The organism is Stenotrophomonas sp. YJH_SMC_21, assembly GCF_059369555.1.
The window spans coordinates 35896-49831 of the sequence record NZ_JCAFSU010000014.1 but is presented as its reverse complement, the minus strand read 5'-3'; the positions used below and the strand labels follow the sequence as shown (position 1 = coordinate 49831).

Genomic DNA, 13936 nt, shown 5'->3' with positions numbered 1-13936 from the left:
TTTGGCGAGGGCGAGCGTGGGGGCGGCGTTCAGCCGGTGCTGGCGGGGGCCGGCAGGCGTGCCAGCAGGGCGTCCCAGTCGGCCACGAAGCAGCCGTTGTGCCCACGGTTGCACTCGGTGATCCACGCGTCCAGCGATTCGCTCTGTGCGCGGTAGCCGCTGACATCGCCCAGGACGGCGAAGTGCAGGCGGTAGTTCACCAGCATCTGCAGCCATTGCCCGGCCATGCCGGAGCGCAGCTCGAAGAAGTCTGCCGATAGGCGCTGCACCGGCACGGCGATCCACTCGGCCTGGTGCCCAAGGGCATCGCCGACCAGGTCGCGCAGGGCGTTGCCATCCAGAAGCGGGCCTGTATCGGCGCTGCGCAGGACGCGGGTGCTGCCGATCTGTTCGACATGTGTGTGCATCGTGCGCTCTGAAGTTCGTATCGTCCGCCCAGTATGGCCATGGGAGAGGCCGACAGTAAGCAGATGCAGCATGAATCTGGCGAACGAACGCGCTAGGCTGCGCCGGGCGCCCGCACGAGGCGGGTTCACGATACCGGGAAAGGGCATGGCAGGGTGGAAAGGACGTTCGTTGTTGATGGCGGTGCTGGTGTGTTCGGGTCTGCCGGCCGCGGCCGCCGAGCTGTGCACGGCCAGTGCCTACGTTGACGAGCAGGGCAACATCGTGGTGCTCGGCGCACCCGCTGCGGCACCGGCCACGGGCCAGCGCTATCTGATGCTGGACGGGCGACGTGGCGCCACAGGCGATGCCGGCGCACCGGTGAGCTGCAGCGGCGACGTGGTCAGCTTCAGGACGCCTGCGGGAGCCACGCAGCTTTGGCAGCGACTGCCGACCCGCGATACCGATGCAACGTTCATCAGTGCCGGAACCAAGCTGGTCGGGCAGTTGATCGAGCCGGCAGGGCCGGCCGACCCGACGCGGCCGCTGGTGGTGTTGGTGCACGGCTCGGAACGCACGATGGCGGTGGCGGCGATCTACCAGCGCATGCTGGTGGCCCAGGGCATTTCGGTGTTCGCCTACCAGAAGCGTGGCACCGGCGATTCGGAAGGCGAGTACACCCAGAACTTCGAGCTGCTGGCTGACGATGCAGCGGCGGCGCTTGCCAAGGCGCGCGAACTGGCGAGGGGCCGATTCGGCCGCGCCGGCTACTTCGGTGGCAGCCAGGGTGGGTGGATCGCGCCGCTGGCGGCAACGCGCTCGCAGGCCGATTTCGTGGCGATCGGTTTCGGGCTGGTGGTGTCGCCCATTGAGGAGGACCGCGAGCAGTTGTTCGATGAGGCACGGCGCATGCAGCTGGATGCGGCGGCGTTGGCGCAGGTTGGGCAGCTTTCAGACGCAACCGCGCAGTTGATGCGCACGCATTTCACTGAAGGGTTCGAAGCGCTGGCCAGGGTGCGTAGCCAGATCGGTGCCGCGCCGTGGGCAAAGACGATCAACGGCGAGTACAGCGGCGACATGCTGCGCATGAGTGACGCTGACCTGCGCCGGATCGGTCGCGCGCGATTCGACAACCTGGAGCTGATCTGGGACTACGACGCCGAGGCCGCGCTGCGCCGCCTGAAGGTGCCGTTGCTGTGGGTGCTGGCCGAGCAGGACCGCGCCGCGCCGATTGCCGCCACGCGTTCGATCCTGTCGCGCCTGCGCGCGTCGGGGCAACCGATCGACACCTACCTGTTCCCGGATACCGACCACGGCATGGTCGAGTTCCGCACCGATGCCGAGGGCAACCGGGTGTCGACGCGGATCACCGACGGCTACCTGCGCCTGCTGGCCGATTGGATCAAGCAGGACGTGCACGGGGGCTATGGGCGCGCGCGCAGAGAGAGCGAATAGTGGGTAGGGTGTACGCCTGCAGAGCGCCACGGTGAATGAAGGAAGGGAATGGAAGATAGGCCCGAGCCGCTTGCTTCATTGCACACATGGATGGCGGTGGCCCCTTGGCGCCGCTGGCTGGTTGCCGGCGTGCTTTTGGTGACCGGGTTGGGTGTGTTCTTCGCCGGTTGGTTCGGCTTGGCAATGCTGCTGGGCGACAACGAGGATGGCGCTGCGATGGCGTTGAATGCCGCCTTCGTGCTGCTGCTGTCGTTGGTACTGCTGCCGGCGCTGCACTATGGCTTCCTGCGCGGCTTCCGAAGTAGCGCGCAGGGGCGCGATCGGTTGGCCTTCCGGTTCGGAGCGGAGGATGCAGCGCCGGTACCGGCCATCAAGTGGCCATGGTCCTGGCGGCTGCGGCATGCGGTGCTGTACGTGCTGGGTATTGCGACGTTGCTGCTCGTCTTCCTGCCGCACGACAACCAGGCGGCTTTCAGTGCCTTCATCGGCCGTTACAGTGCGGGCCGCGCGTCTGCGGGCAGTTTGACCATGCTGGTATTCGCGTGGCTGCCGCTGCTCACGCTGATGGGGGTGTGCATGCTGCTGCTTCGCCGCCAGTTCCGGCTCCGCGATGCCGGGTTGCTGGACGTGGTGGGCAAGCGGCTGCTTTCAGCGGAGAGCCACTGGCTGTTTTCGTTTGCGGCCGCGTTTGCCGCGACGGCGTTCCTGTGCCGCTTGATTGGCAGCGTGGCGCTGTAGGCGCGTGGGTGGCCACGCGCCAGCACCGCGTCAACTCGGCTTCGCGAACACATCCAACCCCTTGCCCGTCTCCAGCAGCGACTTCAGGCTCGACAGCACGATCGGCCAGCCCTGGCGGATGCCGGTATCCATGCCGCTGCCCGGTTCCAGCTCCTCATGGGTAACCGTCAGCCGCACCATGTCCTGGTAGGGCACGATGTCGAAGGTGACGCGGCTGTAGGCATCCGGGTTGTCGGCCTGCGAGGCGGCGGCCCAGGTGATGACCAGTCGCGAGGGCGGGGTGCTTTCCACCACTTCGCCGACCAGCTCGACCGATCGTGTTTCGTTGGCGCGCACGTGCTGCCAGCGCGAGCCGGGCTTCCAGTCCGATACGTTCTCGTGGCCCCAATAGCGGCTGGCGATCTCGGGGCGGGTGATGGCCTCGAACACCTTCTGTGGCGTGGACGCGATGTAGATCACGTGGATGAAGCGGGTTGACTCTGCAGACATCGTCATTCTCCTTCCAGTTCGCGTTTCAGGTCATGCAGCAGGCTCAGGCGCTGCTGCTCGAACTTGCGTACCCAGCGCTCGTAGACTTCATGCAGCGGTACCGGGTTGATGAAGTGCAGCTTCTCGCGGCCACGGCGCACAGTGCTGATCAGGTTGGCGTCTTCCAGAAGACCCAGGTGCTGGGTGACCGATTGCCGGGCCATGTCCAGGTGCTCGCACAGCTGGCCCAGGGTCTGGCCGTTGTGTTCGCAGAGCAGGTCCAGCAGCGTCCGGCGCGTGGGATCGGCCAGTGCCTTGAAGACCTTGTCTGCGTCGCGCACGTTGTCTACCACCATGGGGATGTCTTCAATTCCAGTTGTCGATCCTGACGTCGTGTGGGTTGGGCTGGCCCTTGCCGGTCTCCAGCAGGGCCTTCAGGCTCATCAGGAACACCGCCCACTTGGTGCTGCAGTGGGAGGTGAACTCGACGCGCTCCTTCCAGCCTTCATGGGTGAACAGGACGATGCAGTAATCGCCTTCCTGCTTCAGCACGAAGCGCGCGTGGGTGCCGATCCATTCGGCGGGACCGGCGATGAACCGCCAGAGCACGAGCTCGCCTGGAATGAGCTGTTCCAGCTTCATTTCCATGGCGCCGATCTCCTGGCCGTTGTTGGTGAAACGGACCTTGACCGTGCCGCCGGTCTCGCGGTCGCCGTGGGTGTCTTCGGCCCACCAGGCGGCGACGCCTTCGGGGGTGGCCAGGGCTTGGTACACCTGGCTTGCGGGGGCCTTGATGCCGACCCTGTGTGCGATATCCACCATTGCAGGTTCCTCGCGATGGGCCGGCAGGCGCCGCCCTTGGGATGGACTATATGCAGGTAAATGCCTGCATGTCAAATCCGGCCCAGGGACTTCCGACCCTGGTAGTGCCGGCCGCTGGCCGGCATCCTCGTGACAGCTGATTGACGCGTTGACAGGAGTACGTGCATGACTGAAACAGGAGAGGACACCTTGACCATCCGCCGCGCCAGTGCGGCAGATGCCCCTGCGGTGCTGGCGCTGTTCGATGAGGTGATTGAATGGTTCGTGTCCATTGGCAATCTGCAGCAATGGGGCAGCGAGCCGTGGTCCACGGTGCCGCGCCGGGTCACCCAGGTGACCGATGCGTGCGCGCTGCCTGGCGCATGGGTGGCCCAGAACGAGCAGGGTGAGGTGCGTGCGTTCCTGGCGCTGGGCGAGTCGATGCCCTATGTGCCGGCGCCCGATGGGCCGGAGCTGTACGTGCGGGTATTGGTGGCCTCGCGTGATGCGCGCGTGCGCGGCATTGGCCGTCGCCTGATGGCGTTTGCCGATGAGCAGGCGCGCGCTGCCGGCCTCGACCATCTGCGCGTGGACTGCTATGGCGGAGGCAGCGGTGATCTGGTGCGCTTCTACGAGTCCTGCGGCTACACGCGAATTGCGCCGTTCAACGTGGACGGCTGGCCAGGCATGCTGCTGGGCCGCCAGCTCTGACGCCGCTGCGTCATTCGGTCGCAGCATGCATGCAGGAATCGGTACATCGGTTCGGCGCTAGAGTGGGGTCACCCCCTCCAGGAAGGAGCAGCGCATGTACTACAGCAGTGGCAACTACGAAGCCTTCGCGCGCCCGCGCAAGCCAGCCGGTGTCGATGGCAAGCGCGCCTGGTTTGTGGGGTCGGGGCTGGCCTCGCTGGCCGGCGCCGCGTTCCTGGTGCGCGATGGGCGCATGGCCGGTGAACGCATCACCATTCTTGAACAGCAGCAGATTCCTGGCGGTGCGCTGGATGGCCTGAAGGTGCCGGAAAAGGGTTTCGTGATCCGTGGTGGCCGCGAGATGGAAGATCATTTCGAGTGCCTGTGGGATCTGTTCCGCTCGATTCCGTCGCTGGAGATCGAGGATGCCAGCGTGCTGGACGAGTTCTACTGGTTGAACAAGGACGACCCGAACTATTCGCTGCGGCGCGCCACCATCAATCGCGGCGAAGATGCGCACACCGACGGTCTGTTCACACTCACCGAGCAGGCACAGAAGGACATCATCGCGCTGTTCCTGGCCACCCGTCAGGAGATGGAGAACAAGCGCATCAACGAAGTACTGGGCCGTGATTTCCTGGACAGCAACTTCTGGCTGTACTGGCGAACCATGTTCGCGTTCGAAGAGTGGCATTCGGCGCTGGAGATGAAGCTGTACCTGCATCGCTTCATCCACCATATCGGCGGCCTGCCGGATTTCTCGGCGCTGAAGTTCACGAAGTACAACCAGTACGAATCGCTGGTGCTGCCGCTGGTGAAGTGGTTGCAGGACCAGGGCGTGGTGTTCCAGTACGGTACCGAGGTGACCGACGTCGACTTTGATCTGCAGCCGGACCGCAAGCAGGCCACGCGCATCCATTGGATGCATGACGGTGTAGCCGGTGGCGTGGATCTCGGCGCGGATGATCTGCTGTTCATGACCATCGGTTCGCTGACCGAGAACTCGGATAGTGGCGACCACCACACTGCGGCACGCCTGAACGAAGGCCCGGCGCCTGCCTGGGACCTGTGGCGCCGCATTGCCGCGAAGGATGACGCGTTCGGGCGTCCGGATGTGTTCGGCGCGCACATTCCAGAAACCAAGTGGGAATCGGCAACGGTGACCACGCTGGATGCGCGCATTCCGGCCTACATCCAGAAGATCGCCAAGCGCGATCCCTTCAGCGGCAAAGTGGTGACCGGCGGCATCGTCAGCGTGCGCGACTCGCGCTGGCTGATGAGCTGGACGGTGAATCGCCAGCCACATTTCAGGAACCAGCCCAAGGACCAGATCGTGGTCTGGGTGTATTCGTTGTTCGTGGATACGCCCGGCGACTACGTGAAGAAGCCGATGCAGGACTGCACCGGCGAGGAGATCACGCGTGAATGGCTGTATCACCTGGGCGTGCCGGTGGAAGAGATCGATGAGCTGGCCGCGACCGGCGCGAAGACAGTGCCGGTGATGATGCCGTACATCACGGCGTTCTTCATGCCACGCCAGGCAGGTGACCGCCCGGACGTGGTGCCGGAAGGTGCGGTGAACTTCGCTTTCATCGGCCAGTTCGCCGAATCGAAGCAGCGCGACTGCATCTTCACCACCGAGTACTCGGTGCGCACGCCGATGGAGGCGGTGTACACCTTGCTGGGGATCGAGCGTGGCGTGCCGGAGGTGTTCAATTCCACGTATGACGTGCGCTCGCTGCTGGCCGCGACCGGGCGCCTGCGTGATGGCAAGGAACTGGACATTCCCGGGCCAGCGTTCCTGCGCAACCTGCTGATGAACAAGCTGGACAAGACCCAGATCGGTGGTCTGCTGCGCGAGTTCAAGCTGGTGCAGGAGGACTGAGCGGGGCGTGGGTAGCGCCGGGCCATGCCCGGCGAGCCCGGCAGCGGGTAGTTGACAGCGTTTCAACCTACTAGTAGGTTGGCGACATGAAAGAGTCGCTCTCGCCCAAGGCCCAGGAGATCCTGGCCCATGCCCGTTCGCTGCTGGAGGCCGGTGGCTACAACGGCTTCAGCTACGCCGACGTGTCCGCGCGGGTGAACATCAGCAAGGCCAGCATCCATCACCACTTCCCCAGCAAGGCCGACCTGGTGCGCACGGTGGTTGAACTGTACCGGGCCGAGGCGCGCGAAGGCCTGGCGCTGCTGGACCGGCAGCTGGACGACCCGCTGCAGGAGCTCAACGCCTATGTGGAGTACTGGTCCAGCTGCATTGCAGGGGGGACGTCGTCGTTCTGCATCTGCGCGATGCTGGCAGCGGAGGCGCCGATGATCCCTGCGGAGATTGCCGATGAAGTGCGCGGGCATTTCGAGGATCTAAGCGGGTGGCTGACGGTGACGCTGGAGAAGGGCGCGGCGCTGGGCCAGTTGCGCCTGCAGGGTTCCCCTGCGGACGAGGCCAGGGCGTTCATGTCCTCGGTGCACGGCGCGATGCTGGCCGCGCGCGGTTTTGGTGACGCGGCGACCTTCGCGGCACTGGCACGGTTGGCGATCGCGCGGGTGAGTGCGGCGCTCTGAGAGATGTGTGGTGGGCCTGCGGCGACGCGGGCCTTCTTTTTGAGTCCAATGCCTGCCTACTAGTAGGTTCATTCTATCCCTGGAGATGTCCCATGTCCCACCCTCTGTCCACGCTTGGCGTGATCCATACCGCTGTCAGCCTGATCCCGGTGTTGAGTGGCCTGTATGCCTTCATTCGCCATCGCGCAATCGATCCCGCCACGCGCGCGGGCAAGCTGTACCTGGTGGGGCTGGTGCTGTCGGTGGCCACCTCGTTCACCGTGTCCAGCACGGGCGGGATCAACCCCGGCCACGCATTCGGGGTGATCGTGCTGCTGGTGGCATTCGGCGGCGTGCTGGCCGCGCGGCTGCGCTGGCTGGGGCGCGCAGCACCTTATGCATCGACGTTTGCGCTGTCTTTCAGCTTCCTGCTGTCGTTGGTGCCCGGCGTCAACGAAACGCTGACCCGCGTGCCGGCAGCGCATCCGATTGCTGCCGCGCCGATGGCCCCGGTGGTGCTGCACACGCTGCTGGTCTGCCTGGTGGTGTTCGTGATCGGCGTGGCCGCGCAGTGCTGGAGGCTGCGAAACCGTGCCTTGGCAGGACGATCCTGAGACGCCGCCGGTCACTCCGGCGCGGCAAGTGCGCCCAGCAGTGCCACCGGTTCGATCAGTGCAGCCGAGCGCGCCGGGTCAAGTTGAATGTGCCGGCTGCAGAAGCCGAACGATCGGCCTGCGGCACGCTCGGGGACGCGTGCGCTCGCGTCCGGTGTCTCAATCTCCAGCACCTCATCCACGGCCAGCGCCAGCGTTGCGGTACCGGCATTGATCAACAGCATGGCCGGGCTGCCACCGTCGAATGCCGCTTGGCCGCTCATGCGGCGCAGGTCGACCACGGGTAATGGCTGCCCACGGACTTCCAGGGTCGGCCTGCCGTTGCGGTCTGCAGGGCCGAATGCCTCCAGGCCGCGAATTTCGACGGCAGCCTGGATGTCAATCGCGAACAGGGCGGTGCCTGCACGCACGATCACGATCTCGAACAGGTCGGCGGGCGATGCGCGTTTTTCCATTGCAGGTGGGGCGGGTACTGGCATGCGATGGGCTTGGCGAAGACAGCGGGAAGGAGGATCCTGATGATGACGCCCGAACGTAGCGCACGGCCGCGTCGGCAGGCGCACGCAAGGCGTCGGTTCAGTCTGTATCAGGCGGGGGCGCGTGGCGGCTCGACGGTGCCGATGCGTGGGAAATGCGGACGCAGCAGGCCAACGAGCTGATCCATGCCTGGAACGGAATGGCCAAATTCGTCCCATCGCGCATTGACCAGCCCGGACACGACGATCTGCCCGGTCTCGATGCGGGTCATCGCCCAGTAGGGTACGGCGCGTGCGCCGATTGCCATGTCCAGTACCGGGGTGACGGCGGCGTGCGAACGACTGTCCTGGATGCGGCGCCTGACCGCCTCCAGGCCGTCGGGCGGGCCTTCGATGTACTGGAAAAACCGCTGCCCGTCGACGAGCAGCGCTCCGGTAACGTCCACCCGGCGATTGAACGCGGCAGAGCCCGAGACGATCTGGCGGAGGGTTTCATCGGAAAGCCCAGCCGACATGTGGCTGGAGTAAGCAAATGCGTGGAGCATGGAAGGGGCTTCGTGTGACGCACGTCACTATACGCACGCAAGCTCGCACCGTCGTGAGGCTTTGCTCACGCCACGCCTGGCACCGCGCACTGGGTCAACAGCCCACCAGGCGGTCGGCACCGAGACCGCTGCGGTGCTGGTTGCGGTACTCGGTAGGGCTCGCATCGACCTGGCCACGGAAGTGACGACGGAACGATTCCTGCGAACCAAAGCCAGCCTGTTCTGCGATCCACTGCAGCGGCCGGTCGGTGGTTTCCAGCAGCTCACGGGCGTAGGCCACGCGCTCGCGGATCAGCCAGTCGATAGGCGACAGGCCGGTGGCCTCCAGGAACTGCCGCTGCAGGGTGCGCTGGCTGAGGGCCGCATGCTCGGCGAGGCTGCCCAGTGAGTGTGGCTCGCGCAGGTTGCGGCGCATCCATTCCATCAGCTTTGCCAAGCGCGTGGGCTCGCCATGGGGAATGGCGCGGCTGACGCGCTGGCTGCGTTCGGCATCACGCCATGGCGCCAGTACCAGTCGCTCGGCCACCAGGTTGGCCACGCGCGCGCCGTAATCCTTGCGCACCATATGCAGCATCATGTCCATGCCGGTGGCCGAGCCGGCCGAAGTGATGATGCTGCCGGTATCCACGTACAGCGCATCCTCCCGCACATCGATGTGTGGGAACTCGCGTGCCAGCGCTTCGGTGAGGCGCCAGTGGGTGGTGGCCTGGCGGCCATCGAGCAGCCCGGCCCAGGCCAGCACGAAGGCACCGGAGCAGATCGAGGCGATGCGCGCGCCGCGTGCGTGGGCACGGACCAGTGCATCGAGCAGTGCCTGCGGTGGGCGCTCGCTGGGCTCGCGCCAACCGGGAATGACGATGATGTCGGCGTCATCAACGCTGCTGAGATCGTAGGGGAGTTGGACCTGCGTTCCGCCGAGCATGCGCAGCGCACCGGGTTCACCCGCGCACAGCTGGGTGCGATACCAGGCCACGCCGAGTTCCGGCCGCACCGGCGCGAACAGGCCAACCGCACAGCCGAACTCGAACAGCCCTTGGCCGTGGCAGGCAACGATGGCGACGAGCGGTGCGCTGGGATCGGCGGGTGGGCTGGGCATGGCTTGATGCTACGGGTGCAGATGTGCGCCGCAGAATGCTGCGCGGGCATGAGGTGATGCCTGCGGAGCATGTGCACGGGGGCATTCGTCTGGCTTGGGCACCCGACGGGGTAGAGTCGACTGTTAGTCGACTATCGCGCGCAGCGCGGGCTTCCAGGCGGTATCGCCAACAGCAGTCGACTAACAGTCGACTCTACCCCGTCGTTTGTCGCCCACCACCTGCCACCCGCCGCTCGCCGTCCCATGGGCGTGGTGCGCAGGGCCGCCTAACGTCATTACCAGCAGTCATGTGGGTGGCCGGATGTTACGGCTGGGTGACGCGATCGCGCCTGTCGCGGTGGGCGGACAGGCCCTTGAATGGAAGCGTGTTTCCGGCCCACCTCCACGAGCCCCCATGCCTGCCGCCCACGCCCCTGTCCTTAGCACTCTCGCTGTTCTGATCACAGCCATCCTCGCCGCTTCGCCCAGCCATGCCGCTGAAGCCGATGCGGATCCTGCTGCCGCCGCTGCGACGGCCAACGTGGCCGCGTCCACGCTGGATGCGGTGGTGGTGACCGGCTCGCGCACCAGTACGCGTACGGTGAAGAACAGTTCCACGCCGATTGACGTGATCTCCGCCGAAGACCTCACCGCTACCGGCCAGGCCAACCTGCTGGAAGCACTGCAGCGCGCACTGCCGTCGCTCAGCCAGATTGGTGGCTACCAGAGCGACCAGGAGAGCCTGATCCGTGGCTACCAGCTGCGCAACCTGTCGCCCGGCTACACGCTGGTGCTGGTGAACGGCAAGCGCCGCAATGCCAGCGCTTACGTGAGTGGCGCAAACGGTGGTGGCTTTCCGGGCCACGCCTGGGCCGACCTGGCGTTGATTCCGGTCTCGGCCATCGACCACGTGGAGGTGCTGCGCGATGGTGCGTCGGCCATCTATGGTTCGGACGCGATCACCGGCGTGGTCAACGTGATCCTGAAGTCGCAGGCGCACGGTGGCGAGCTCGCCGTGGAAAGCGGGCAGAGCATCGACGGTGATGGCTCGCGCACCAGCGTGCGTGCCAACGTTGGCCTGCCGTGGGGTGCCGATGGCTTCGTCAACCTCTCCGGCGAGACCACCCGCCAGCATCATGCGATCCGCACCCGCCGCTACATCGATGGCTATCTGAGCTACCCGGCGGTGGATGGTAGCGGCAATCTGGTCGCACTGCGCCCGAACAACCGGTTGCCGGCCGGCGCATCGCCGAACCCGGCCGAAGCCAGCCGCAATGCCGAGGCCAACACCATCCTCAGCTCCCCGTCGTATGCGCTGAAGGCGTTCGCGGTGAACGTGGGCCATGGCCTGGGCGAGAGCGCGCAGTTCTACGCCAACGCCACGGCCAGCGATCGCACCGCGCAGGCAATCCAGAACTTCCGCCTGCCGGCGACCATCTTCACCACCTACAAGGCGCCCGGGGTGCTGAGCGTGTTTCCCGATGGCTTCCTGCCCGTGCTGGAAACCAAGGAGAAGCAGTACACCGGCACTGCGGGCGTGAGAGGGCAGGTGGCAGGCTGGGACTACGACGCCAGCCTGACCGGCAACCGCAGCACGGTGCGCACCTATACCCGCAATTCGGTGAACTACTCGCTGCCGTATCCCGGTTCGCCCACTGACTTCTATGACGGCAAGCTGGACTACCAGCAGGGGATCGCCAACCTCGACCTGCGCCGTGGCTTCGAGGTGGCCGCCTTTGCGTCGCCGCTGGAAGTGAGCGCAGGCGCCGAGTACCAGCACGAACAGTACGAACGCGGGGCCGGGCAGTGGGAGTCGTACACCGGCTTCGGTGCCGCGGCGTTCGTGGGCTACTCCACCGCCGATGCGGTGAAGGCGACGCGCAACAGCAAGGCGGTCTATGTGGGCGCGGCCAGCAACATCACCTCGCGCTGGTATCTGGATGCGGCCGCGCGCTGGGAAGACCATTCCGACTTCGGCAGTGTCTCCACTGGCCGCCTGACCACGCGCTTCGACTTCACCGACGCGTTGGGTGTACGCGCGACGGTCAGCAACGGCTTCCATGCGCCCAGCCTGGGCGCACAGTTCTACCAGGCCACGGGCAGTTGCCCGTGCGGGACCACGCTGGTGGCGCAGGTGTCTTCACCGGCGGCCGTTGCGCTGGGTGCTACGCCGCTGAAGCCCGAGAAAGCCACCAACTACAGCCTGGGCGTGACCTGGGACCCGAGCCCGGCGTTCCACTTGGCCGTGGATGCCTACCAGATCGACATCCGCGGCCAGCTCGGCCAGTCCAGCCAGATTGGCTACAACGCGCAGGATCCTGCACGCGTCACCGACAACAGCGGCACGGTGCTGAGCGCGGCGCAGAAGAACACCATCGATGCGCTGCTGGGTTCGGCCGGCATCAGCATCCTGCCGGGTGATGCGTTCTACGCCAGCTACTTCACCAACGTGGGCAACACCCGCACGCGCGGTGTCGAGCTGACCTTGGAGGCCAACCAGGAAGCCGCGTGGGGCAAGCTGCGCTGGAGCTATGCGGCCAACGTGGGTCGCACCACCATCCAGAAGGTCAGCGACATTCCGGCGGCGCTGCAGGGGCTGCCGAACATCAACCTGTTGACCAAGAGCAGCGAGTACGCGCTGCGCTTCCGTACGCCCAGCTACACCCAGGTGGCTGGGCTGGGCTGGCAGAACGGGCGCTGGCGCTCGAATGTGGACTTCACCTACTACGGCCCGATCAAGCGCCTGAACAACGGCGTGGAGTACAGGCAGCCGCCGGTGCTGGTGACCAACCTGTCCGGTGGCGTGGAGCTGGGTGCGGGCTGGAGCGCGGCTCTGGGTATCAACAACGTGTTCGACAAGCGCACGCGCAAGGTGCCGGAGTACGCGCGCAGTGCCACCGATGTGGCGAGCATCGAGACGACCTGGGACAACGGCGACGTGTTGAGCAACGTCGGCGCGTACTGGTACGGGCGGGTCAGTTACCGGTTTTGAGGTTCACGCCAAAGGCGGCCGGACGTGGTTCGGCATCATCGAGGAGCATTTCATGTCTTCTGCATTGAAGGTGGTGGCAGTGGTGGGGTCACCGACCAGCTCGGCGACGTCGCGCACGTTGCTGCTGGTGCGGCACTTGTTGGCGTCGTTGCAGCAGCGGGTGCATGCCAGCGTGGAGCTGGTGGAGCTGGCGCCGATCGCGCGTTCGCTGGGGCAGTCGCTGTCGCGCGATGAAGCGGAGCCAGCCGTAGAGCAGGCACTGCAGGCAATCGAGGCGGCCGGTCTGCTGGTGGTGGCGACGCCGGTGTATCGCGGTTCCTATCCCGGGCTGTTCAAGCACCTGGTCGATTTCATCGGGCTGGAAGCGCTGGTGGATACGCCGGTGCTGCTGGCGGCGACCGGTGGCAGCGAGCGCCATGCGTTGGTGATCGACCACCAGTTGCGGCCGTTGTTCAGTTTCCTGCAGGCGCACACGCTGCCGATCGGGGTGTATGCCACGCCTGCCGACTTCGATGGCGAGCACATCAACAGTGCAGCCTTGCAGGCGCGCATCGCACTGGCGGCCGAGCGCGCGGCAGGGCATCTGGCTTCGCAGGCGCTGGCGGTACCGGCGCCGCTGCGAAGGATCGCCTGACGGCATAACCGGCGGCGCTTTGCTTATGGCCAAGGCGCATCTGCATGGCCGGATCTGACCGCCGATTGTCGCCTGGCATCGCCGTGCCGACCGCCGTCATCTCTAGCATCGATATCGAAGCGGCATCGCATTGCCGCCCCCCGATGAGGACGACCCCGTGAGTCTGGACGCAACCGACAAGCCCATCCTGTTCCTGCTCGACCGTGAGTTCGAGGACGGACAGATTCCCGGCCAGCGCTTCTTCTGCCGGCACAGCCTGTTGCTGGAAGGTGCGCTGTCGAGCATCGACGGCCTGGACGCGCAGCTGGACGTGCGCCGCATCGGTTTCGCACGGCCGCGCCGGGAGGTGATCGCCGAAATCGGCGAGCAGGACCAGTCGCTGCCGAAGCTGGTGCTGCCGCAGGGCGTGCGCAGTGACCTCGCGAGTGGCGTGCACCAGGACCGCCAGTACATCTCCGGTGCCGAACCGATCCTGGCCGCGCTGAACGGGTTGCTCGGCATCCCCGTGGCCCATCCCTGAGCGAGG

The 13936-nt window shown here is 65.9% G+C and carries 16 protein-coding genes; 9 read left to right on the top strand and 7 right to left on the bottom strand.

The features are described from left to right. Positions 1 to 29: 29 nt before the first annotated feature. Complete coding sequence (locus AC5P67_RS16175) at positions 30 to 407, bottom strand: DUF4180 domain-containing protein (protein ID WP_049403163.1); 378 nt, start codon at positions 405 to 407, stop codon at positions 30 to 32. A 145-nt stretch (positions 408 to 552) separates the two neighbouring features. Here AC5P67_RS16175 and AC5P67_RS16170 point away from each other — a divergent pair, with 145 nt between their 5' ends. Continuing rightward, positions 553 to 1839, top strand: a complete 1287-nt coding sequence (locus AC5P67_RS16170) for an alpha/beta hydrolase family protein (RefSeq protein ID WP_495214916.1) — start codon at positions 553 to 555, stop codon at positions 1837 to 1839. 183 nt (positions 1840 to 2022) lie between these two features. Beyond that, complete coding sequence (locus AC5P67_RS16165) at positions 2023 to 2577, top strand: hypothetical protein (RefSeq protein WP_227860341.1); 555 nt, start codon at positions 2023 to 2025, stop codon at positions 2575 to 2577. Positions 2578 to 2607: 30 nt separating this feature from the next. Here the strand turns inward: AC5P67_RS16165 and AC5P67_RS16160 are convergent, their stop codons facing one another. The 3 genes from AC5P67_RS16160 to AC5P67_RS16150 are packed head-to-tail and all read right to left on the bottom strand — an operon-like array spanning position 2608 to position 3867. Continuing rightward, a complete protein-coding gene (locus AC5P67_RS16160; protein WP_088430615.1) occupies positions 2608 to 3066 on the bottom strand; it encodes an SRPBCC family protein in 459 nt (152 codons plus the stop codon). Between the two features lie 2 nt (positions 3067 to 3068). Continuing rightward, the gene (locus AC5P67_RS16155) at positions 3069 to 3401 is read right to left on the bottom strand and encodes an ArsR/SmtB family transcription factor (protein WP_049449666.1); all 333 of its coding nucleotides are present in this window, start codon (positions 3399 to 3401) and stop codon (positions 3069 to 3071) included. A gap of 10 nt (positions 3402 to 3411) precedes the next feature. Further along, positions 3412 to 3867, bottom strand: coding sequence for an SRPBCC family protein (locus AC5P67_RS16150; protein ID WP_495214914.1), 456 nt, complete (start codon positions 3865 to 3867; stop codon positions 3412 to 3414). Between the two features lie 165 nt (positions 3868 to 4032). Between AC5P67_RS16150 and AC5P67_RS16145 the strand changes: the two genes are divergently transcribed. The 4 genes from AC5P67_RS16145 (at position 4033) to AC5P67_RS16130 (ending at position 7688) form a co-directional block, all read left to right on the top strand. After that, the gene (locus tag AC5P67_RS16145; RefSeq protein WP_033834651.1) at positions 4033 to 4557 is read left to right on the top strand and encodes a GNAT family N-acetyltransferase; all 525 of its coding nucleotides are present in this window, start codon (positions 4033 to 4035) and stop codon (positions 4555 to 4557) included. A gap of 94 nt (positions 4558 to 4651) precedes the next feature. Continuing rightward, positions 4652 to 6421 (top strand): oleate hydratase, encoded by a 1770-nt coding sequence (locus AC5P67_RS16140; RefSeq protein ID WP_329754695.1) that lies wholly within the window; start codon positions 4652 to 4654, stop codon positions 6419 to 6421. An 86-nt stretch (positions 6422 to 6507) separates the two neighbouring features. Further along, positions 6508 to 7095: a TetR/AcrR family transcriptional regulator gene (locus tag AC5P67_RS16135; protein ID WP_099529756.1), complete on the top strand. Its 588-nt coding sequence runs from the start codon at positions 6508 to 6510 to the stop codon at positions 7093 to 7095. 92 nt (positions 7096 to 7187) lie between these two features. Next, positions 7188 to 7688 (top strand): hypothetical protein, encoded by a 501-nt coding sequence (locus AC5P67_RS16130; RefSeq protein WP_005413048.1) that lies wholly within the window; start codon positions 7188 to 7190, stop codon positions 7686 to 7688. An 11-nt stretch (positions 7689 to 7699) separates the two neighbouring features. Here the strand turns inward: AC5P67_RS16130 and AC5P67_RS16125 are convergent, their stop codons facing one another. The 3 genes from AC5P67_RS16125 to ftrA all read right to left on the bottom strand — a co-directional run bounded on the left by AC5P67_RS16125 (position 7700) and on the right by ftrA (position 9805). Continuing rightward, the gene (locus tag AC5P67_RS16125; RefSeq protein ID WP_495214912.1) at positions 7700 to 8251 is read right to left on the bottom strand and encodes a chemotaxis protein CheW; all 552 of its coding nucleotides are present in this window, start codon (positions 8249 to 8251) and stop codon (positions 7700 to 7702) included. A gap of 23 nt (positions 8252 to 8274) precedes the next feature. Beyond that, a complete protein-coding gene (locus AC5P67_RS16120) occupies positions 8275 to 8709 on the bottom strand; it encodes a BLUF domain-containing protein (protein ID WP_012479978.1) in 435 nt (144 codons plus the stop codon). Positions 8710 to 8803: 94 nt separating this feature from the next. Next, the gene (ftrA, locus tag AC5P67_RS16115; RefSeq protein ID WP_111687164.1) at positions 8804 to 9805 is read right to left on the bottom strand and encodes a transcriptional regulator FtrA; all 1002 of its coding nucleotides are present in this window, start codon (positions 9803 to 9805) and stop codon (positions 8804 to 8806) included. 394 nt (positions 9806 to 10199) lie between these two features. On the opposite strand from ftrA, the gene AC5P67_RS16110 reads away from it, so the two are divergent. From AC5P67_RS16110 to AC5P67_RS16100, 3 genes are all read left to right on the top strand, one after another. Next, positions 10200 to 12776: a TonB-dependent receptor plug domain-containing protein gene (locus tag AC5P67_RS16110; RefSeq protein WP_329754694.1), complete on the top strand. Its 2577-nt coding sequence runs from the start codon at positions 10200 to 10202 to the stop codon at positions 12774 to 12776. Positions 12777 to 12828: 52 nt separating this feature from the next. Further along, entirely contained in the window at positions 12829 to 13410 is a 582-nt protein-coding gene (msuE, locus tag AC5P67_RS16105) for an FMN reductase (RefSeq protein WP_012479981.1), read from the top strand. Positions 13411 to 13567: 157 nt separating this feature from the next. Further along, positions 13568 to 13930 (top strand): DUF3088 family protein, encoded by a 363-nt coding sequence (locus tag AC5P67_RS16100; RefSeq protein WP_005409341.1) that lies wholly within the window; start codon positions 13568 to 13570, stop codon positions 13928 to 13930. Positions 13931 to 13936: the final 6 nt, after the last annotated feature.

What these genes read in the sequence shown, in the direction of transcription:
- AC5P67_RS16135 (WP_099529756.1), top strand. Translation starts at nt 6,508, where the DNA reads ATGAAAGAGTCGCTCTCGCCCAAGGCCCAGGAGATCCTGGCCCATGCC.
- AC5P67_RS16175 (WP_049403163.1), bottom strand. Translation starts at nt 407, where the DNA reads ATGCACACACATGTCGAACAGATCGGCAGCACCCGCGTCCTGCGCAGC.
- AC5P67_RS16130 (WP_005413048.1), top strand. Translation starts at nt 7,188, where the DNA reads ATGTCCCACCCTCTGTCCACGCTTGGCGTGATCCATACCGCTGTCAGC.
- AC5P67_RS16150 (WP_495214914.1), bottom strand. Translation starts at nt 3,867, where the DNA reads ATGGTGGATATCGCACACAGGGTCGGCATCAAGGCCCCCGCAAGCCAG.
- AC5P67_RS16145 (WP_033834651.1), top strand. Translation starts at nt 4,033, where the DNA reads ATGACTGAAACAGGAGAGGACACCTTGACCATCCGCCGCGCCAGTGCG.
- AC5P67_RS16165 (WP_227860341.1), top strand. Translation starts at nt 2,023, where the DNA reads ATGCTGCTGGGCGACAACGAGGATGGCGCTGCGATGGCGTTGAATGCC.
- msuE (WP_012479981.1), top strand. Translation starts at nt 12,829, where the DNA reads ATGTCTTCTGCATTGAAGGTGGTGGCAGTGGTGGGGTCACCGACCAGC.
- AC5P67_RS16160 (WP_088430615.1), bottom strand. Translation starts at nt 3,066, where the DNA reads ATGTCTGCAGAGTCAACCCGCTTCATCCACGTGATCTACATCGCGTCC.
- AC5P67_RS16155 (WP_049449666.1), bottom strand. Translation starts at nt 3,401, where the DNA reads ATGGTGGTAGACAACGTGCGCGACGCAGACAAGGTCTTCAAGGCACTG.
- AC5P67_RS16170 (WP_495214916.1), top strand. Translation starts at nt 553, where the DNA reads ATGGCAGGGTGGAAAGGACGTTCGTTGTTGATGGCGGTGCTGGTGTGT.
- AC5P67_RS16120 (WP_012479978.1), bottom strand. Translation starts at nt 8,709, where the DNA reads ATGCTCCACGCATTTGCTTACTCCAGCCACATGTCGGCTGGGCTTTCC.
- ftrA (WP_111687164.1), bottom strand. Translation starts at nt 9,805, where the DNA reads ATGCCCAGCCCACCCGCCGATCCCAGCGCACCGCTCGTCGCCATCGTT.
- AC5P67_RS16140 (WP_329754695.1), top strand. Translation starts at nt 4,652, where the DNA reads ATGTACTACAGCAGTGGCAACTACGAAGCCTTCGCGCGCCCGCGCAAG.
- AC5P67_RS16110 (WP_329754694.1), top strand. Translation starts at nt 10,200, where the DNA reads ATGCCTGCCGCCCACGCCCCTGTCCTTAGCACTCTCGCTGTTCTGATC.